At 66.3% G+C, this 19,403-nt stretch carries 17 protein-coding genes; all 17 read left to right on the top strand.

All coding sequences use genetic code 11. The features are described 5' to 3' along the window. Positions 1-30: 30 nt before the first annotated feature. The gene (locus tag ABZ863_RS00570) at positions 31-603 is read left to right on the top strand and encodes a hypothetical protein (protein WP_358529202.1); all 573 of its coding nucleotides are present in this window, start codon (positions 31-33) and stop codon (positions 601-603) included. Between the two features lie 89 nt (positions 604-692). Continuing rightward, positions 693-1,403: a hypothetical protein gene (locus tag ABZ863_RS00565; protein ID WP_358529199.1), complete on the top strand. Its 711-nt coding sequence runs from the start codon at positions 693-695 to the stop codon at positions 1,401-1,403. A 334-nt stretch (positions 1,404-1,737) separates the two neighbouring features. Next, positions 1,738-5,217 (top strand): DNA-directed RNA polymerase subunit beta, encoded by a 3,480-nt coding sequence (locus ABZ863_RS00560; protein ID WP_358529196.1) that lies wholly within the window; start codon positions 1,738-1,740, stop codon positions 5,215-5,217. A gap of 140 nt (positions 5,218-5,357) precedes the next feature. Next, on the top strand, positions 5,358-9,269 hold the full coding sequence (locus ABZ863_RS00555) for a DNA-directed RNA polymerase subunit beta' (RefSeq protein WP_358529194.1): 3,912 nt from the start codon (positions 5,358-5,360) through the stop codon (positions 9,267-9,269). Positions 9,270-9,358: 89 nt separating this feature from the next. Continuing rightward, entirely contained in the window at positions 9,359-9,553 is a 195-nt protein-coding gene (locus ABZ863_RS00550; RefSeq protein ID WP_358529192.1) for a hypothetical protein, read from the top strand. Positions 9,554-10,123: 570 nt separating this feature from the next. Beyond that, a complete protein-coding gene (gene rpsL / locus ABZ863_RS00545; RefSeq protein WP_358529190.1) occupies positions 10,124-10,498 on the top strand; it encodes a 30S ribosomal protein S12 in 375 nt (124 codons plus the stop codon). Next, positions 10,498-10,968, top strand: coding sequence for a 30S ribosomal protein S7 (rpsG, locus tag ABZ863_RS00540; RefSeq protein WP_358529188.1), 471 nt, complete (start codon positions 10,498-10,500; stop codon positions 10,966-10,968). The genes rpsL and rpsG overlap by 1 nt, the downstream gene beginning before the upstream one ends. A 64-nt stretch (positions 10,969-11,032) precedes the next feature. After that, positions 11,033-13,132 (top strand): elongation factor G, encoded by a 2,100-nt coding sequence (gene fusA / locus ABZ863_RS00535; RefSeq protein WP_358529186.1) that lies wholly within the window; start codon positions 11,033-11,035, stop codon positions 13,130-13,132. A gap of 205 nt (positions 13,133-13,337) precedes the next feature. Next, a complete protein-coding gene (tuf, locus tag ABZ863_RS00530; protein ID WP_358529184.1) occupies positions 13,338-14,531 on the top strand; it encodes an elongation factor Tu in 1,194 nt (397 codons plus the stop codon). Between the two features lie 433 nt (positions 14,532-14,964). Continuing rightward, positions 14,965-15,270 (top strand): 30S ribosomal protein S10, encoded by a 306-nt coding sequence (gene rpsJ / locus ABZ863_RS00525; protein WP_003883485.1) that lies wholly within the window; start codon positions 14,965-14,967, stop codon positions 15,268-15,270. 31 nt (positions 15,271-15,301) lie between these two features. Further along, positions 15,302-15,958 carry a 50S ribosomal protein L3 gene (rplC, locus tag ABZ863_RS00520; protein ID WP_358529181.1) on the top strand — a complete coding sequence of 219 codons (657 nt, stop codon included), beginning with the start codon at positions 15,302-15,304 and terminating at the stop codon, positions 15,956-15,958. Further along, the gene (rplD, locus tag ABZ863_RS00515) at positions 15,955-16,641 is read left to right on the top strand and encodes a 50S ribosomal protein L4 (RefSeq protein ID WP_358529178.1); all 687 of its coding nucleotides are present in this window, start codon (positions 15,955-15,957) and stop codon (positions 16,639-16,641) included. The genes rplC and rplD overlap by 4 nt, the downstream gene beginning before the upstream one ends. Further along, positions 16,638-16,949 (top strand): 50S ribosomal protein L23, encoded by a 312-nt coding sequence (gene rplW / locus ABZ863_RS00510; protein WP_358529176.1) that lies wholly within the window; start codon positions 16,638-16,640, stop codon positions 16,947-16,949. The genes rplD and rplW overlap by 4 nt, the downstream gene beginning before the upstream one ends. Positions 16,950-16,963: 14 nt before the next feature. Beyond that, positions 16,964-17,797: a 50S ribosomal protein L2 gene (gene rplB, locus ABZ863_RS00505; RefSeq protein ID WP_358529173.1), complete on the top strand. Its 834-nt coding sequence runs from the start codon at positions 16,964-16,966 to the stop codon at positions 17,795-17,797. Between the two features lie 18 nt (positions 17,798-17,815). Further along, positions 17,816-18,097, top strand: a complete 282-nt coding sequence (rpsS, locus tag ABZ863_RS00500; RefSeq protein ID WP_009152380.1) for a 30S ribosomal protein S19 — start codon at positions 17,816-17,818, stop codon at positions 18,095-18,097. A 26-nt stretch (positions 18,098-18,123) separates the two neighbouring features. Then, the gene (rplV, locus tag ABZ863_RS00495) at positions 18,124-18,534 is read left to right on the top strand and encodes a 50S ribosomal protein L22 (protein ID WP_358529170.1); all 411 of its coding nucleotides are present in this window, start codon (positions 18,124-18,126) and stop codon (positions 18,532-18,534) included. Further along, on the top strand, positions 18,534-19,403 hold the full coding sequence (rpsC, locus tag ABZ863_RS00490) for a 30S ribosomal protein S3 (RefSeq protein ID WP_358529168.1): 870 nt from the start codon (positions 18,534-18,536) through the stop codon (positions 19,401-19,403). Before rplV ends, rpsC begins: the two co-directional genes overlap by 1 nt.

The following is a 19,403-nucleotide window of genomic DNA, read 5'->3' as shown; positions in this document are numbered from 1 at the left end:
AGATCACGTCCCACCTACCACTGGAGCGCTATGAGTTCGGACGAGGAACCCGAGGGCGGTCTGCGGCGGCGGCCGGTCGAACCCCCGCGCTGGCTGGTGCTGGGCAGTGCCGCGTTCGCCGCGGCGGGCTTCGTGGCGGCTTCGGTGTTCGGCATCTTGTGGTGGGTCGCAGGCGCCGACGGCGACGCGGGCGTGGCCGCGTCGAGGGAGGACGTGGTGCGTGTCGCCGGGCAGGCCGTCACGGCGTTCACCGAGGTGGACTACGAAGACCTCGACGGGTACTTCGGCCTGCAGAAGTCCCTGGCCACCGAGGACCTGCGCGCGCAGATCAGCAGCGCAGAGCAGACCTACGGCAAGTTGATCACCGATGCCAGGACCAAGGTGGTGTCGACGGTGCAGGACGTCGCTGTCGAGGAACTGAACGAGCGGGAGGGCGTAGCCAGCGCGCTCGCCACGGTGCGTACCGAGGTGACACGGGGTGAGGACCAGGGGTCGAAGACGCTGCGTCTCGAGGTCCAGCTGACCAGGGTGGACGACAACGGTGAGCAGGTCTGGAAGGTCTCGCAGATCGGCGACGTGCCGGTCGCGGCGACGAGCCAGTAACCCCCACCGCAGCGCGAGCAGGATCGGAGTCAGTTGTGTCACCTTCCCGACGCCTTCCACCGGCGACGCCACCGTCCCGGCGTCCGCGCGTGGCCGGACTGCGCCGGCCCGACGCCCCGGGGGAGCGCCCACCACGCCCGCGGCCGGAACCACCCGCCGAGGACGCCGAGGGCACTTTGGTTGTGTTGAACGGAACCGAGGTGGCCTTGGGGGACGTACCTCCCGAACCCGAGGCCGCGGGGCCCGAGGCGGAAACGCCACGGCGCTCGTCGTACTCACTCGTCGCGGCGTTGCTGGTGACCGGGGTGCTGTTCGCTGCCCTGGCGGTGGTCCTGCAGCTCCAGCACAGCGAGGTATCGGCGCGGACGCAGAACACGGCGCTGCTCGATGTCGCCGGGACCGCACAGGTCAAGCAGGAGATGAGCACGGCGGCCGAATCGCTGTTCTCGATCGACTACAACGACATCGGCAAGACCGAGCGCGCCGCGAACGACCTGCTGGTCAACGACGAGGTCAGGCAGAAGTACAACGTGCTGATGGGCGAGGTGAAGCGGCTCGCGCCGGAGCAGCGGATCGTGGTGACCGTCAAGGCCACGCGCAGCGCGGTGGTGCTGCTGAACGGCGACCGGGCCAAGGTCATGGTGTACATCGACCAGACAGCCACCCGGGCCGCCGACAACCAGACCTCGGCAGGCGGGGCGGCGTTGTGGTTCGTGACGGAGAAGCGTGACGGCAGGTGGAAAGTGACGGACATGGACACCTACAGCCCTGGTCAGGCACCCGGCCGTAACGGGAACTGACGGTGACGAGCAGGAGTGTGAGCATGCCTCACTGCGCCAACAGTTGGCATCACCGCGTCGGCGCTTGACTCAGCGTCTCCGGGGGTTCACGCTTACAGGCAACGGCGAGCCTTGCGGGAGGCGAGCTGAAGGCGAACGGGCGAGGCTGGGCCCCGGTTGGGCGTGCCCCCTCGACAAGGACCGTCTTCGGGGCTAGACTGCTTCTTTGCGCTGCCCACTTTCAGGCTGTCCCTCTGTGGGAGCTAGGATGGTCGGCAACACCGCACCCTTGACAGTACGTGTTGCTCATTGCTAACGCGTCTGCTCAACCGCTATGTCCCCGGAAGGACGCATCTTGGCAGTCTCTCCCGCGAACCAGGCCACTGCTGCGACCACCTCAAACGGAATTCCCGGAGCACCGAAGCGCGTGTCGTTCGCGAAGATCCGCGAACCGCTGAGTACTCCCAACCTACTGGACGTGCAGATCCGGTCGTTCGAATGGTTCACCGGCTCGGAGGCGTGGTACGAACGCGCCGTTGACGAGGGTGAGGAGAATCCGGTCGGTGGTCTCGAGGAGGTCCTCAACGAGATCTCCCCGATCGAGGACTTCTCCGGTTCGATGTCCCTGTCCTTCTCCGACCCGCGCTTCGACGAGGTGAAGGCCTCCGTCGAGGAGTGCAAGGACAAGGACATGACGTACGCGGCGCCGCTGTTCGTCACCGCCGAGTTCGTCAACAACAACACCGGTGAGATCAAGAGCCAGACGGTCTTCATGGGCGATTTCCCCGTGATGACCGACAAGGGCACATTCATCATCAACGGCACCGAACGCGTGGTGGTGTCGCAGCTCGTCCGCTCGCCGGGTGTGTACTTCGACCAGGCGATCGACAAGTCGACCGACAAGGACGTCTTCAGCGTCAAGATCATCCCGAGCCGGGGGGCGTGGCTCGAGTTCGACGTCGACAAGCGCGACACCGTCGGTGTGCGTATCGACCGCAAGCGGCGCCAGCCGGTCACCGTCCTGCTGAAGGCTCTCGGCTGGACCACCGAGGCGATCCGCGAGCGGTTCTCGTTCTCCGAGACGCTGCTGGCGACGCTGGAGAAGGACCACACCGCAGGCACCGACGAGGCGCTGCTCGACATCTACCGCAAGCTGCGCCCGGGCGAGCCGCCGACGAAGGAGAGCGCGCAGACGCTCCTGGAGAACCTGTTCTTCAAGGACAAGCGCTACGACCTCGCCAAGGTCGGCCGCTACAAGATCAACAAGAAGCTCGGCCTCAGCCTGCCGTACGACAGCGGCACGCTGACCGAAGAGGACATCGTCACCACCATCGAGTACCTCGTGCGCCTGCACGCGGGCGAGGAGATGATGAAGCCGGGCGAGGTCGAGGTCCCGGTGGAGACCGACGACATCGACCACTTCGGTAACCGCCGACTGCGCACCGTGGGTGAGCTGATCCAGAACCAGATCCGGGTCGGTCTCTCCCGCATGGAGCGCGTCGTCCGCGAGCGGATGACCACGCAGGACGTCGAGGCGATCACGCCGCAGACCCTGATCAACATCCGCCCGGTCGTCGCCGCGATCAAGGAGTTCTTCGGAACCTCCCAGCTGTCGCAGTTCATGGACCAGAACAACCCGCTGTCGGGCCTGACGCACAAGCGCCGCCTCTCGGCGCTCGGCCCCGGCGGTCTGTCCCGTGAGCGCGCCGGCATGGACGTCCGCGACGTGCACCCCAGCCACTACGGCCGGATGTGCCCGATCGAGACGCCGGAAGGCCCGAACATCGGTCTGATCGGCTCGCTGTGTTCCTACGCACGCGTGAACCCGTTCGGCTTCATCGAGACGCCGTACCGGAAGGTCGTCGAGGGCCAGGTCACCGACCAGGTCAACTACCTGACCGCCGACGAGGAGGACCGCTACGTCAAGGCGCAGGCCAACGCGCCGCTGACCGACGACGGCCACTTCGTCGAGGAGAAGGTCCTCGGTCGCCGGAAGGGCGGCGAGGTCGAGCTGATCGACCCGCTCGAGATCGACTACATGGACGTGTCGCCCCGGCAGATGGTCTCGGTCGCCACCGGCATGATCCCGTTCCTCGAGCACGACGACGCCAACCGCGCCCTGATGGGTGCGAACATGCAGCGTCAGGCCGTGCCACTGCTGCGCAACGAGTCGCCGTTGGTGGGCACCGGTGTCGAGCTGACCGCCGCCGTGGACGCCGGTGACGTCCTGGTCGCGGAGCAGGCCGGTGTGGTCGAGGAACTCTCGGCCGACATGGTCACGATCATGCACGACGACGGCACGCGGAAGAGCTACGGCCTGTACAAGTTCCGCCGCACCAACGCCGGCACGTGCTTCAACCACCGTCCTGTGGTGGACGAAGGCGACCGCGTCGAGAAGGGCCAGGTCATCGCGGACGGCCCGTCCACCGACGAAGGCGAGATGGCGCTCGGCAAGAACCTGCTGGTCGCGGTCATGCCCTGGGAGGGCCACAACTACGAGGACGCCATCGTCATCTCGCAGCGGCTGGTCCAGGACGACGTGCTCACCTCGATCCACATCGAGGAGCACGAGATCGATGCCCGCGACACCAAGCTCGGTGCCGAGGAGATCACCAGGGACATCCCGAACGTCTCCGAGGACGTGCTGGCCGATCTCGACGAGCGCGGCATCATCCGGATCGGTGCCGAGGTCCGCGACGGCGACATCCTGGTCGGCAAGGTCACGCCGAAGGGTGAGACAGAGCTGACCCCGGAGGAGCGCCTGCTCCGTGCGATCTTCGGCGAGAAGGCGCGCGAGGTCCGCGACACCTCGCTGAAGGTGCCGCACGGTGAGACCGGCAAGGTCATCGGTATCCGGGTGTTCTCCCGCGAGGACGACGACGAGCTGCCCCCGGGCGTCAACGAGCTCGTCCGTGTCTACGTGGCCAAGAAGAGCAAGGTGCAGGACGGCGACAAGCTCGCGGGCCGGCACGGTAACAAGGGCGTCATCGGCAAGATCCTGCCGGCGGAGGACATGCCGTTCCTGCCGGACGGCACTCCGGTCGACGTCGTGCTGAACACCCACGGTGTGCCGCGACGGATGAACATCGGGCAGATCCTCGAACTGCACCTCGGCTGGCTGGCCTCGCAGGGCTGGCAGGTCGAAGGCAACCCGGACTGGGCGCAGAACCTGTCCGAGTCGCTGCGGGACGTCGACCCCGGCACGAACACCGCGACGCCGGTGTTCGACGGTGCCAAGGAGGAGGAGCTCATGGGGCTGCTCTCCTGCACCAAGCCGAACCGTGACGGCGACCGCATGGTCGGCCCCGACGGCAAGGCAACGCTGTTCGACGGCCGTTCGGGCGAGCCGTTCCCGTACCCGGTCTCGGTCGGTTACATGTACATCCTGAAGTTGCACCACATGGTGGACGACAAGATCCACGCGCGGTCGACGGGTCCGTACTCGATGATCACGCAGCAGCCGCTCGGTGGTAAGGCACAGTTCGGTGGTCAGCGCTTCGGTGAGATGGAGTGCTGGGCGATGCAGGCCTACGGCGCGGCGTACACGCTGCAGGAACTGCTCACCATCAAGTCCGACGACGTGCTCGGTCGCGTGAAGGTCTACGAGGCCATCGTCAAGGGCGAGAACATGCCGGCGCCGGGTATCCCGGAGTCGTTCAAGGTGCTGCTCAAGGAGCTGCAGTCGCTGTGCCTCAACGTCGAGGTGCTCTCCAGCGACGGGGCCGCGATCGAGATGCGCGACTCCGACGACGAGGACCTCGAACGCGCCGCGGCGAACCTCGGCATCAACCTGTCCCGCAACGAGTCGCCTTCGGTAGACGACGTAGTGCAGTAAACCCAGCCCTCTGTCGCCAGTCTGGGCCTACTCAACGGGACCTCAGGGGAACGTGACGGTAGGCGACCAAAGGAAACGATGAGTCGTAACTATTCCTCCGCAACGCAACGACCCAAAAATTTCGGGGAGGCGGGCTAGCCTTGCTGGACGTTAACTTCTTCGATGAGCTTCGCATCGGCCTGGCCACCGCCGACGACATTCGCCAGTGGTCCTTCGGTGAGGTGAAGAAGCCCGAGACCATCAACTACCGCACGCTCAAGCCGGAGAAGGACGGGCTCTTCTGCGAGAAGATCTTCGGTCCGACCCGGGACTGGGAGTGCTACTGCGGTAAGTACAAGCGGGTCCGCTTCAAGGGCATCATCTGTGAGCGCTGTGGTGTCGAGGTCACTCGTGCCAAGGTGCGCCGTGAGCGGATGGGCCACATCGAGCTGGCCGCTCCCGTCACGCACATCTGGTACTTCAAGGGTGTTCCGTCGCGGCTGGGCTACCTGCTCGACCTGGCGCCGAAGGACCTCGAGAAGATCATTTACTTCGCGGCCTACGTGATCACCGGTGTGAACACCGAGCTGCGGCACAACGATCAGCCGACGCTGGAGAACGAGATCAGCGTCGAGCGCAAGAACATCGAGGCCAAGCGCGACGCCGACATCGAGGCGCGGGCGCAGAAGCTCGAGACCGACCTCGCCGAGCTCGAGAGTGAGGGCGCGAAGGCCGACGTGCGCCGCAAGGTCAAGGAGGGCGGCGAGCGTGAGATGCGCCAGCTCCGCGACCGGGCCCAGCGTGAGCTGGACCGGCTCGAGGAGGTCTGGTCGACGTTCACCAAGCTCGAGCCGCGGCAGCTGATCGTCGATGAGCTGCTCTACCGCGAGCTGATCGACCGCTACGGCGAGTACTTCACCGGTGGCATGGGCGCCGAGGCCATCCAGAAGCTGGCCACGGAGTTCGATGTCAGCGCCGAGGCCGACAACCTTCGCGACACGATCCGCAACGGCAAGGGGCAGAAGAAGCTGCGTGCCCTCAAGCGGCTCAAGGTGGTGGCCGCGTTCCAGGCCACCGGCAACGACCCGCGGGGCATGGTGCTCGACGCCGTTCCGGTGATCCCGCCGGAGCTGCGCCCGATGGTGCAGCTCGACGGTGGCCGGTTCGCCACGTCGGACCTCAACGACCTGTACCGCCGCGTCATCAACCGGAACAACCGGTTGAAGCGACTGATCGACCTCGGTGCGCCCGAGATCATCGTCAACAACGAGAAGCGGATGCTGCAGGAGGCCGTCGACGCGCTGTTCGACAACGGCCGCCGCGGCCGGCCGGTGACCGGTCCTGGCAACAGGCCGCTGAAGTCGCTGTCCGACCTGCTCAAGGGCAAGCAGGGCCGGTTCCGTCAGAACCTGCTCGGTAAGCGTGTCGACTACTCGGGCCGTTCGGTCATCATCGTCGGTCCGCAGCTGAAGCTGCACCAGTGCGGTCTGCCGAAGGACATGGCGCTGGAGCTGTTCAAGCCCTTCGTCATGAAGCGGCTGGTCGACCTCAACCACGCGCAGAACATCAAGTCCGCCAAGCGGATGGTGGAGCGGGCCCGCCCGCAGGTGTGGGACGTGCTGGAAGAGGTCATCAACGGCCACCCGGTGCTGCTCAACCGTGCGCCGACGCTGCACCGCCTCGGTATCCAGGCCTTCGAGCCGCAGCTGGTGGAAGGCAAGGCCATCCAGCTGCACCCGCTGGTCTGCGAGGCGTTCAACGCGGACTTCGACGGTGACCAGATGGCCGTGCACCTGCCGCTGTCGGCGGAGGCACAGGCCGAGGCCCGCATCCTGATGCTGTCGGCGAACAACATCCTGTCGCCGGCATCCGGTCGCCCGCTCGCCATGCCGCGTCTGGACATGGTGACCGGCCTGTTCCACCTGACCAGGCTCGACGAGACCGCCAAGGGCACAGGCCAGGCGTTCTCCTCTGTCGCCGAGGCCATCATGGCCTACGACATGAAGCAGGTCGGCCTGCACGCTCCGGTCAAGATCCGCGTGAAGGACCGGCAGCCACCGAAGGCGGAGGAGCCCACGCTGCGGGAGAGCGGCTGGGAGCCCGGTCAGCCCTGGCTGGCCGAGACCACCCTTGGCCGTGTGCTGTTCAACGAGCTGCTCCCGGCGGACTACCCGTTCGTCAACGAGCCGCTGCCGAAGAAGCGCCAGGCGGTCATCGTCAACGACCTCGCCGAGCGGTACTCGATGACGCAGGTTGCGCAGACACTGGACCGGCTCAAGGACGCCGGCTTCCACTGGGCGACCCGCTCCGGCGTCACCGTCGCCATCTCCGACGTGCTCGTGCCGCCGGAGAAGAAGGAGATCCTCGACCAGTACGAGGCCAGGGCCGCTCAGGTGGAGAAGCGCTACCAGCGTGGCCAGCTCTCGCACGCCGAGCGCAACAACGAGCTCGTCAAGGTGTGGGGCCAGGCGACGGAAGACGTCGCGAAGGTCATGGAGGAGCATTTCCCCGAGGACAACCCGATCGCGATGATCGTGAAGTCCGGTGCGGCGGGCAACATGACCCAGGTCCGGTCGCTGGCCGGTATGCGTGGTCTGGTGTCGAACCCGAAGGGTGAGTACATCCCGCGGCCGATCAAGTCGAACTTCCGTGAGGGCCTGTCCGTGGCGGAGTACTTCATCGCCACGCACGGTGCCAGGAAGGGTCTGGCCGACACCGCGCTGCGGACCGCCGACTCGGGTTACCTGACCCGTCGTCTGGTGGACGTCTCGCAGGACGTCATCGTCCGTGAGGTCAACTGCAGCACCACCCGCGGCATCAACATGCCCATCGCCGAGGACCTCGGTGACGGCAGGATCGTGCGTGCACAGCACGTCGAGACGAGCGCCTACGCCCGCAACCTGGCGGCGGACGCCGTCGACGCGCAGGGCAACGTGGTGCTCAACGCCGGCGACGACCTCGGCGACCCTGCCATCGAGGCACTGGTCTCGAGCGGCATCACCAAGGTCAAGGTACGCAGCGTGCTGACCTGCGAGTCGGCAACGGGTGTCTGTGCGACCTGCTACGGCCGCTCGATGGCGACCGGCAAGCTGGTCGACGTCGGTGAGGCCGTCGGTATCGTCGCCGCCCAGTCGATCGGTGAGCCCGGTACGCAGCTGACGATGCGTACCTTCCACCAGGGTGGTGTCGCCGGTGACGACATCACGACCGGTCTGCCCCGTGTGACCGAGCTGTTCGAGGCTCGCGTGCCGAAGGGCAAGGCGCCGATCGCCGACGTCGATGGCCGTGTGCGCATCGAGGAGAGCGAGCGGTTCTGGAAGATCACGCTGATCCCGGACGACGGCAGCGAGGAGATCGTCTTCGACAAGCTGTCGAAGCGGCAGCGGCTCGCGGTCGGCCCGAACGGTCCGCTGGCGGACGGCGACCACGTCAACGTCGGTCAGCTGCTGCTCGAGGGCACGCCGGACCCGCACGAGGTGCTGCGTGTGATGGGGCCGCGCGAGGCGCAGATGCACCTGGTGGACGAGGTCCAGAAGGTGTACCGGGCGCAGGGTGTGTCGATCCACGACAAGCACATCGAGGTCATCGTGCGGCAGATGCTGCGCCGCGTGACGATCATCGACTCCGGTGCGACCGAGTTCCTGCCAGGTGAGCTGCCCGAGCGCACCCGCTTCGAGCAGGTCAACCGGCAGTCGGTGGCGGAGGGCGGCGAGCCGGCCTCCGGCCGTCCGGTGCTGATGGGTATCACGAAGGCGTCGCTGACCACCGACTCGTGGCTGTCGGCGGCGTCGTTCCAGGAGACCACGCGGGTGCTGACGGATGCGGCGATCAACGGCCGTAGCGACAAGCTCGTCGGTCTGAAGGAGAACGTGATCATCGGTAAGCTGATTCCGGCTGGTACGGGTATCAACCGGTACCGCAACATCCAGGTGCAGCCGACGGAGGAGGCGCGGGTGGCGGCGTACGCGATCCCGTCCTACGACGATGGCTACTACACGCCGGATGTCTTCGGTACTGGAACGGGTGCCGCTGTGCCGCTTGACGACTACGACTTCGGCCGCGACTTCCGGTAAGTAGCGTTCGAGGAGCCGTATCGGCCCCCGGGGTGCCTCCCGCGCCCCGGGGGCCGAATCGTTTCGGGCGACAATCCGCCTACGGACGCGTGGATGTTGCGCGCCACGGGCAGACCGTCGCTGTCGTGATGTCTCCCGAGTGTTTGGAGTCGCTCGAAGAGACCATTGCCGTCGCTGCCGATCCGGAGCTTGTGGCGGCGATCGCCGAAGGTGAGGCTGAGCTTGATGCCGGCTTGGGCATCAAGGTCGCCGAGATCGAGGCCGAGTTTCTTCGCGACTCATGACCTATCAAGTCACCTACGCCCCGTCAGGTCGATGACCGCCGCCGTGACGGATTCGATCACTCGCCGTGCCACGCGGGAATACACTGGGCCGCGCGCTGGTTGATGTGTTGGCAGGTCTATGACCTGCTGTTTTTGGTGATCCGGTTTCCAATCACGCAGACACTACCTGCGGTAATAGTCGTTGGTCAGGGTTTTGCGGAATTGTCCCCGGATCGGAAAAGCAGCCTGTTCGGACGGCTTGCTGCGTTAGAGTGGAAGGCGTAAGCACCCGCTCCGGGTTGCGGCTCCGGTCATAACCGACCCCCGATGTGGTCGCATCGAACTCGGGCGGGTATCTTTGACGACCGTGCCCGGCATGCTGTCGGGCTGCTCCGCGTGCCTTGTGGTCACGAGCTGGACACGGTGTTGTCCGGAACGCGGCCAAGGGCTCGGCGGAGGTCCACGGCAATCCCGATGGGAAGTTAGCGGATCGAAAGATCCTGACGCGGGCCGACACGCCCGACCGCGGGGACCGGGGAGCTGACAAACGTAGAGCTGTAGAGCTAGAGAACGCGACAGAAAGCTGGTCCATTGCCCACGATCCAGCAGCTGGTCCGCAAGGGCCGCCAGGACAAGGCTGCCAAGCAGAAGACCGCGGCGCTCAAGGGGAGCCCGCAGCGGCGCGGCGTGTGCACTCGCGTGTACACCACCACGCCCAAGAAGCCGAACTCGGCGCTGCGCAAGGTCGCGCGTGTGAAGCTGACCAGCGGCATCGAGGTCACGGCCTACATTCCCGGTGAGGGTCACAACCTCCAGGAGCACTCGATGGTGCTGGTTCGTGGTGGTCGTGTGAAGGACCTGCCGGGCGTTCGCTACAAGATCATCCGCGGCACGCTCGACACCCAGGGCGTGAAGAACCGCAAGCAGGCGCGCAGTCGGTACGGCGCGAAGAAGGAGAAGAGCTAATGCCCCGCAAGGGACCGGCCCCGAAGCGGCCGCTGATCGCTGACCCCGTCTACGCATCGCCCCTCGTCACCCAGCTGGTGAACAAGGTGCTGCAGGACGGCAAGCGCTCCCTGGCGGAGCGCATCGTCTACGGCGCACTGGAAGGCGCTCGCGATAAGACCGGCACCGACCCGGTCGTCACGCTGAAGCGCGCACTCGACAACGTGAAGCCCACCCTCGAGGTGAAGAGCCGCCGCGTCGGTGGTGCCACCTACCAGGTGCCGATCGAGGTCAAGCCCGGCCGCTCGACCACCCTTGCGCTCCGCTGGATCGTCACCTTCGCCCGGCAGCGCCGCGAGAAGACCATGATCGAGCGTTTGCAGAACGAGCTGCTCGACGCGAGCAACGGCCTCGGGGCCAGCGTGAAGCGCCGCGAGGACACGCACAAGATGGCCGAGTCCAACAAGGCATTCGCCCACTACCGCTGGTGATTGCTGCCCGGCAGCCGACCCAAGCCAATGCCGGGCCCCACGTTTGAGACAGGGGAACACTGAAGTGGCACGCGACGTGCTGACAGACCTCAACAAGGTCCGCAACATCGGCATCATGGCCCACATCGACGCCGGTAAGACCACCACCACCGAGCGAATCCTGTTCTACACCGGGATCAACTACAAGATCGGCGAGGTGCACGACGGCGCCGCGACGATGGACTGGATGGAGGAGGAGCAGAAGCGAGGTATCACCATCACCTCGGCTGCCACCACCACCTTCTGGGCCGACCACCAGATCAACATCATCGACACCCCGGGTCACGTCGACTTCACCGTCGAGGTGGAGCGCAACCTCCGGGTGCTCGACGGTGCGGTCGCGGTGTTCGACGGCAAGGAGGGCGTTGAGCCCCAGTCCGAGCAGGTCTGGCGCCAGGCCGACAAGTACGAGGTCCCCCGCATCTGTTTCGTCAACAAGATGGACAAGCTGGGTGCGGACTTCTACTTCACGGTGAAGACCATCGAGGACCGTCTCGGTGCCCGCCCGCTCGTCATCCAGCTGCCGATTGGTGCCGAGAACGAGTTCGAGGGCGTCATCGACCTGGTCCGCATGAAGGCGCTGACCTGGCGCGGCGAGGTCAAGAAGGGCGAGGACTACGAGGTCGAGGAGATCCCGGCCGCGCTCGCCGAGAAGGCCGCCGAGTACCGCGACAAGCTCGTCGAGGCTGTCGCGGAGACCGACGACGCGCTGATGGAGAAGTACTTCGGTGGCGAGGAGCTCACCGAGGCCGAGATCAAGGCCGGTATCCGCAAGCTCACCATCGCGCGTGAGGCGTACCCGGTGCTGACCGGCTCGGCGTTCAAGAACAAGGGCGTGCAGCCCATGCTCGACGCCGTGATCGACTACCTGCCGTCGCCGCTGGACCTGCCACCCGTCGAGGGCACGCTGACCGACGGCGAGACCGCGGCCGTCCGCAAGCCCTCGGTCGACGAGCCCTTCGCCGCACTGGCGTTCAAGATCGCTGCGCACCCGTTCTTCGGCAAGCTGACCTACATCCGGGTGTACTCGGGCAAGGTCGCCGCCGGCTCCCAGGTCGTCAACGCGACCAAGGAGCGCAAGGAACGGATCGGCAAGATCTTCCAGATGCACTCCAACAAGGAGAACCCGGTCGATGAGGCCCAGGTCGGCCACATCTACGCGGTCATCGGCCTGAAGGACACCACCACCGGTGACACCCTTGCCGACCCGCAGAACCCGGTCGTGCTCGAGTCGATGACCTTCCCTGAGCCCGTCATCAAGGTGGCCATCGAACCGAAGACCAAGGCCGACCAGGAGAAGCTCTCGATCGCGATCCAGAAGCTCGCCGAGGAGGACCCGACCTTCCGGGTCAGCCAGGACGACGAGACCGGGCAGACGATCATCGAGGGTATGGGCGAGCTGCACCTCGAGGTGCTGGTGAACCGGATGAAGTCCGACTACAAGGTCGAGGCGAACATCGGTAAGCCCCAGGTCGCCTACCGGGAGACCATCCGCAAGACGGTCGACAAGCTCGACTACGTGCACAAGAAGCAGACCGGTGGCTCCGGTCAGTTCGCCAAGGTGATCATCAAGCTGGAGCCGCTCGCGACGACGGACGGTGCGTTCTACGAGTTCGACAACAAGGTCACCGGTGGCCGCATCCCCCGGGAGTACATCCCCTCGGTGGACGCGGGCGCCCAGGACGCCATGCAGTACGGCGTGCTGGCCGGCTACCCGCTCGTCGGGTTGAAGCTGACCTTGTTGGACGGTGCCTACCACGAGGTCGACTCTTCGGAAATGGCCTTCAAGATCGCCGGTTCCATGGCGCTCAAGGAAGCCGCGAAGAAGGCCAGCCCGGCACTGCTGGAGCCGATGATGGCTGTCGAGGTGACCACACCCGAGGACTACATGGGTGATGTCATCGGTGACCTGAACTCCCGCCGTGGCCAGATTCAGGCCATGGAGGAGCGGTCTGGCACGCGTGTCGTGAAGGCGCTCGTGCCGCTGTCGGAGATGTTCGGTTATGTGGGCGACCTGCGGTCCCGTACCCAGGGTCGTGCGAACTACTCCATGCAGTTCGATTCCTACGCGGAGGTTCCGGCGAACGTCGCGAAGGAGATCATCGCGAAGGCGACGGGAGAGTGAGCATCGCAGCGAGCGCAAGCGAGCGAGCAGCGGTGCGAACCCGGAGCCTTCCGAACAGCGCAGTGGCGACGGGGGAGTAACTCTCCACCAGCGCCCAAAGCGGGCGCAAAAGGGCCTCCCCCTGAGGTCCGCACAACCGACCAGATCGAGTCGCAGGCCGGCAGCCACGCCGGTCGCGAGCAAGAAAGTCCAGGAGGACATTCCAGTGGCGAAGGCGAAGTTCGAGCGGAGCAAGCCGCACGTCAACATCGGAACCATCGGTCACGTCGACCACGGCAAGACCACTCTGACCGCGGCGATCACCAAGGTTCTCCACGACAAGTACCCGGAGCTCAACCAGTCGCGTGCGTTCGACCAGATCGACAACGCGCCTGAGGAGAAGCAGCGCGGTATCACGATCAACATCTCGCACGTCGAGTACCAGACCGACAAGCGCCACTACGCGCACGTCGACGCTCCGGGTCACGCCGACTACATCAAGAACATGATCACCGGCGCGGCCCAGATGGACGGCGCGATTCTCGTGGTCGCGGCGACCGACGGCCCGATGCCGCAGACGCGTGAGCACGTGCTGCTCGCCCGTCAGGTCGGCGTGCCCTACATCGTGGTGGCGCTGAACAAGGCCGACATGGTCGACGACGAGGAGATCCTCGAGCTCGTCGAGCTGGAGGTTCGTGAGCTGCTGAACGCTCAGGAGTTCCCCGGCGACGACGCTCCGGTTGTCAAGGTTTCCGGTCTCAAGGCCCTCGAGGGCGACGAGAAGTGGGCGCAGAGCGTGCTCGAGCTGATGGACGCCGTCGACGACAACGTTCCGGAGCCGGTTCGTGAGATCGAGAAGCCGTTCCTGATGCCGATCGAGGACGTCTTCACGATCACCGGTCGCGGCACGGTCGTCACCGGCCGTATCGAGCGCGGCGAGATCAAGCTGAACGAAGAGGTCGAGATCGTCGGCATCCGTCCGGAGTCGCGCAAGACCACCGTGACGAGCATCGAGATGTTCAACAAGATGCTCGACTATGGCCAGGCCGGCGACAACGCCGCCCTGCTGCTGCGTGGTATCAAGCGCGAGGACGTCGAGCGCGGCCAGGTCGTCGTGAAGCCCGGCACCACCACCCCGCACACCGAGTTCGAGGGCTCGGTCTACATCCTGTCCAAGGACGAGGGTGGCCGTCACACGCCGTTCTTCAACAACTACCGTCCGCAGTTCTACTTCCGCACCACCGACGTGACCGGCGTCGTGACCCTCCCCGAGGGCACGGAGATGGTCATGCCGGGCGACAACACCAACATCTCGGTGAAGCTGATCCAGCCGATCGCGATGGATGAGGGTCTGCGGTTCGCCATCCGCGAGGGTGGTCGCACCGTCGGCGCCGGCCAGGTCACCAAGATCATCAACTGATTTCGGGCCCGCACCCGGGGAAAGTACCCCCGGGTGCGGGTGCCTGATGTCGATATGGCATCCTGTTAAGGTTGCTCGACGCGGGGCGGCCGATTCTCGAGGCGAAAACCGAAAAGAATCGGCCGCCCCGGCGCGAGTAGTCCTGGGCTTGCGGTTTTCGTGAGTCAGGAGACGTCGATTTCGTCGGCGCTCCGTGGGGAAAGACGTAGCGGCACGACAATGATCCCTAGGGATCAGTCTGCGTAGTGGGGGCGACACGCCCGACCGCGTGGACCGGGGACACGGCCGTTGACGTGCGGAAATAGCGGCACGAGACGATACCTCGGCCGCTCGCGCATCTCGCAGCAGCGAGGTGTACCGGCGATCGAAGGTGGGCGCCACGCCTGCCTTCGACACCGGTGGCGAGCTGGCCGGGGCCGAGGACGAAGGAACCATGGCGGGACAGAAGATCCGCATCAGGCTCAAGGCCTACGACCACGAGGCGATCGATGCCAGCGCGCGCAAGATCGTTGAGACGGTGACGCGTACCGGCGCCTCGGTTGTTGGCCCGGTGCCGCTGCCCACCGAGAAGAACGTTTACTGCGTCATCCGCTCGCCGCACAAGTACAAGGACTCGCGCGAGCACTTCGAGATGCGCACGCACAAGCGGCTGATCGACATCCTCGACCCGACGCCGAAGACGGTCGACGCGCTCATGCGCATCGACCTGCCGGCCAGCGTCGACGTCAACATCCAGTAAGCGTTGGGCGAGCGGCGGAGATAAGAGACTCATGTCTGACAGGCAAGTGAAGGGCATTCTGGGCACCAAGCTCGGCATGACGCAGGTCTTCGACGAGAACAACCGGATCATTCCGGTGACCGTCGTGCAGGCCGGGCCGAACGTGGTGACCCAGGTGCGCAACCAAGAAAAGGACGGCTACTCGGCCGTCCAGCTGGCGTTCGGCGCGGTGGACCCCCGCCGTGTGAACAAGCCGAAGACCGGGCACTTCGAGAAGGCCGGCGTCACGCCTCGGCGTTTCCTCGCCGAGCTGCGCACCACCGACGCCGACTCCTACGAGGTCGGCCAGGAGATCACGGCCGAGGTCTTCGAGACCGGCGCCGTGGTCGACGTGACCGGCACCAGCAAGGGCAAGGGCTACGCCGGTGTCATGAAGCGGCACGGCTTCAAGGGCCAGGGCGCCAGCCACGGTAACCAGGCCAAGCACCGCGCCCCCGGTTCGATCGGTGGCTGCGCCACCCCGGGTCGTGTGTTCAAGGGTCTGCGCATGGCCGGCCGGATGGGTCACGCCCGGGTCACCACGCAGGGCTTGACGGTGCACTCGGTGCGCGCCGAGGACGGTCTGCTCCTGATCAAGGGCGCGGTCCCCGGCCCCAAGGGCAGCCTGATCTTCGTCCGCAGCGCCGCGAAAGGTGGTGTGACGGAATGACCGCGACTGTCGAGCTCAAGACGCCGGCAGGCGAGGCCAGCGGCACGGTGGAGCTGCCGGCCGAGATCTTCGACGTGCAGGCGAACATCCCGCTGATGCACCAGGTCGTGGTGGGCCAGCTGGCCGCCGCCCGCCAGGGCACGCACGACACGAAGACCCGCGGCGAGGTTCGCGGTGGTGGCGTCAAGCCGTACCGGCAGAAGGGCACCGGCCGCGCTCGCCAGGGTTCGATCCGCGCGCCGCAGTTCACCGGTGGTGGCGTCGTGCACGGTCCCACGCCGCGTGACTACTCGCAGCGCACCCCGAAGAAGATGAAGGTCGCCGCACTGCGTGGCGCCCTGTCCGACCGGGCGCGCAACAACCAGCTGCACGTGATCACGGAGCTGGTGACCAGCGAGGCGCCGTCCACGAAGGACGCCAAGAAGGCGCTCGCCGCTGTGACGCAGGCCAAGCGCGTGCTGGTCGTGCTGCACCGTGAGGACGAGCGCAGCTGGCTGTCGGCGCGGAACCTCTCCTACGTCCACCTGATCACGCCGGACCAGCTGAACACCTACGACGTGCTGGTCAACGACGACGTGGTCTTCACCAAGGCCGCGTTCGACGCGTTCCTCAGCGGCCCTGCCAAGGGCAAGGGCGCCAAGGCCTCGGCGACCTCCAGCGAGCTGGAAGGGAGTGACCAGTGAGCAGCGTGGCGATCCCCGACCCGCGTGACATCCTCCTCGCGCCGGTGATCTCCGAGAAGTCCTACGGGCTGCTCGAGGACCACAAGTACACGTTCCTGGTTCGCCCGGACGCCAACAAGACCCAGATCAAGATCGCGGTCGAGAAGGTGTTCGGCGTGAAGGTCATCAGCGTGAACACGCTCAACCGGCCCGGTAAGCGCAAGCGGACCCGGTACGGCTTCGGCAAGCGCAAGGACACCAAGCGCGCCATCGTGACGCTGTCGGCCGAGAGCAAGCCGATCGAGATCTTCGGCGGACCAGCCGCGTAAGGGACTGAGAAGACATGGGCATCCGCAAGTACAAGCCGACAACGCCGGGCCGGCGTGGCTCCTCGGTCTCCGACTTCGCCGAGATCACCCGGTCGACGCCGGAGAAGTCGCTCCTCGCGCCGCTTTCCAAGAGCGGTGGCCGCAACTCGTCGGGCAAGATCACCACCCGGCACAAGGGCGGTGGCCACAAGCGCGCGTACCGGATCATCGACTTCCGGCGCAACGACAAGGACGGCGTGCCGGCCAAGGTCGCGCACATCGAGTACGACCCGAACCGCTCGGCGCGCATCGCGCTGCTGCACTACGCCGACGGCGAGAAGCGCTACATCATCGCGCCGGACAAGCTCAAGCAGGGTGACCGGGTGGAGAGCGGCCCGCGGGCCGACATCAAGCCGGGCAACAACCTGCCGCTGCGCAACATCCCGGTGGGTACCGTGATCCACGCGATCGAGCTCCGCCCCGGTGGCGGCGCGAAGATCGCGCGATCGGCGGGTGCCCGCGTGCAGCTCGTCGCCAAGGACGGGCCGTACGCCCAGCTGCGGATGCCCTCGGGCGAGATCCGCAACGTGGACGTGCGCAACCGGGCCACCGTGGGCGAGGTCGGCAACGCCGAGCACCAGAACATCAACTGGGGTAAGGCCGGCCGTAACCGCTGGCGGGGCAAGCGCCCCACCGTCCGTGGTGTCGTGATGAACCCGGTCGACCACCCGCACGGTGGTGGTGAGGGTAAGACCTCCGGTGGTCGTCACCCGGTGAACCCGAACGGCAAGCCGGAGGGCCGCACCCGCCGCCGCAAGCCGAGCGACAAGCTGATCGTCCGCCGCCGGCGTACCGGCAAGAAGCGCTGAGCAGGGAGGGATTAACCAATGCCGCGTAGCCTGAAAAAAGGCCCGTTCGTGGACGACCACCTGCTCAAGAAGGTGGACGCGCTCAACGAGTCGGGCAAGAAGACCGTGATCAAGACCTGGTCCCGCAGGTCCACGATCATTCCGGACATGCTCGGTCACACCATCGCGGTCCACGACGGCCGCAAGCACGTCCCGGTGTTCGTCACCGAGGCCATGGTGGGGCACAAGCTGGGCGAGTTCGCCCCGACGCGGACCTTCAAGGGTCACGTCAAGGATGACCGCAAGTCGCGTCGCCGCTGAGCGCGCACCGAGAAGAGGAAGTAACGATGAACGCGCGTAACGACGTGGAAGCCGAGGCTCTGCCGATGGCTTTCGCTCGCGCTCGCTTCGTCCGGGACTCGCCGACCAAGGTGCGCCGGGTGATCGAGCTGATCAAGGGCCGTAACGCCAACGAGGCCCTGGCCGTGCTCCGGTTCGCCCCGCAGGCGGCCAGCGAGCCGGTGGCGAAGGTGCTCGCCAGCGCCATGGCCAACGCCGAGAACAACCTCGACCTCGACCCCGACACGCTGTGGGTCAAGAACGCCTACGCCGATGAGGGCCCGACGCTCAAGCGCATCCGGCCGCGTGCCCAGGGCCGCGCCTACCGGATCCGCAAGCGGACCAGCCACATCACGGTCGAGGTCGAGTCGCGGCCGGAAGCCAAGACCAAGAGCAAGAAGAAGGCAGGTGGCCGGTAGTGGGCCAGAAGATCAACCCGCACGGCTTCCGGCTCGGGATCACCACGGACTGGAAGTCGCGCTGGTACGCCGACAAGCAGTACTCGGAGTACGTCGCCGAGGACGTGAAGATCCGCAAGCTCCTGTCCACCGGCATGGAGCGGGCCGGCATCTCGAAGGTCGAGATCGAGCGCACCCGTGACCGTGTCCGCGTCGACATCCACACCGCCCGGCCGGGCATCGTCATCGGCCGTCGCGGCGCGGAGGCCGACCGGATCCGTGGCGCGCTGGAGAAGCTGACCGGCAAGCAGGTGCAGCTGAACATCCTCGAGGTCAAGAACTCCGAGGCCGACGCCCAGCTCGTTGCGCAGGGTGTCGCGGAGCAGCTGTCCAACCGTGTCGCCTTCCGGCGCGCGATGCGCAAGGCGATCCAGACGTCCATGCGCTCGCCGCAGGTCAAGGGCATTCGCGTGCAGTGCAGCGGCCGTCTCGGCGGTGCCGAGATGTCCCGCTCCGAGCACTACCGCGACGGCCGGGTCCCGCTGCACACGCTGCGCGCCGACATCGACTACGGCTTCTTCGAGGCCCGCACGACGTTCGGCCGTATCGGCGTGAAGGTGTGGATCTACAAGGGCGACATCGTCGGTGGCCTCAAGGGCAAGGCGGAGCGTGACGCTGCCGCGGCGGCCGAGCGCGCGCCGCGGCGCGAGCGTCCGTCCCGCCGTCGCTCCGGCGCGTCGGGCACCACGCCGACGTCGACCGAGGCCGGCCGCGCTGCCGCCCAGGAGAAGGGCGCCGCCGCTGCGGCCAAGGCTGACGCCGACGTCGCGGCCAGCCCGGCTCCGGCCCCTGAGGTGGCCTCGGACGCAGCAGAGAAGACGGAGGGCTGA

Source organism: Saccharomonospora sp. NPDC046836 (genome assembly GCF_040645195.1).
Taxonomy (GTDB): domain Bacteria; phylum Actinomycetota; class Actinomycetes; order Mycobacteriales; family Pseudonocardiaceae; genus Prauserella_A.
Note: the sequence above shows the minus strand (reverse complement) of the source record. Positions and strands in the feature narration are given on the sequence as shown.

Bases quoted from the DNA above. Each gene is read 5' to 3' on its own strand.
- ABZ863_RS00570 (WP_358529202.1), top strand. From the start codon at position 31: ATGAGTTCGGACGAGGAACCCGAGGGCGGTCTGCGGCGGCGGCCGGTC.
- rpsG (WP_358529188.1), top strand. From the start codon at position 10,498: ATGCCCCGCAAGGGACCGGCCCCGAAGCGGCCGCTGATCGCTGACCCC.
- rpsJ (WP_003883485.1), top strand. From the start codon at position 14,965: ATGGCGGGACAGAAGATCCGCATCAGGCTCAAGGCCTACGACCACGAG.
- rplC (WP_358529181.1), top strand. From the start codon at position 15,302: ATGTCTGACAGGCAAGTGAAGGGCATTCTGGGCACCAAGCTCGGCATG.
- rplD (WP_358529178.1), top strand. From the start codon at position 15,955: ATGACCGCGACTGTCGAGCTCAAGACGCCGGCAGGCGAGGCCAGCGGC.
- rplB (WP_358529173.1), top strand. From the start codon at position 16,964: ATGGGCATCCGCAAGTACAAGCCGACAACGCCGGGCCGGCGTGGCTCC.
- rpsS (WP_009152380.1), top strand. From the start codon at position 17,816: ATGCCGCGTAGCCTGAAAAAAGGCCCGTTCGTGGACGACCACCTGCTC.
- rplV (WP_358529170.1), top strand. From the start codon at position 18,124: ATGAACGCGCGTAACGACGTGGAAGCCGAGGCTCTGCCGATGGCTTTC.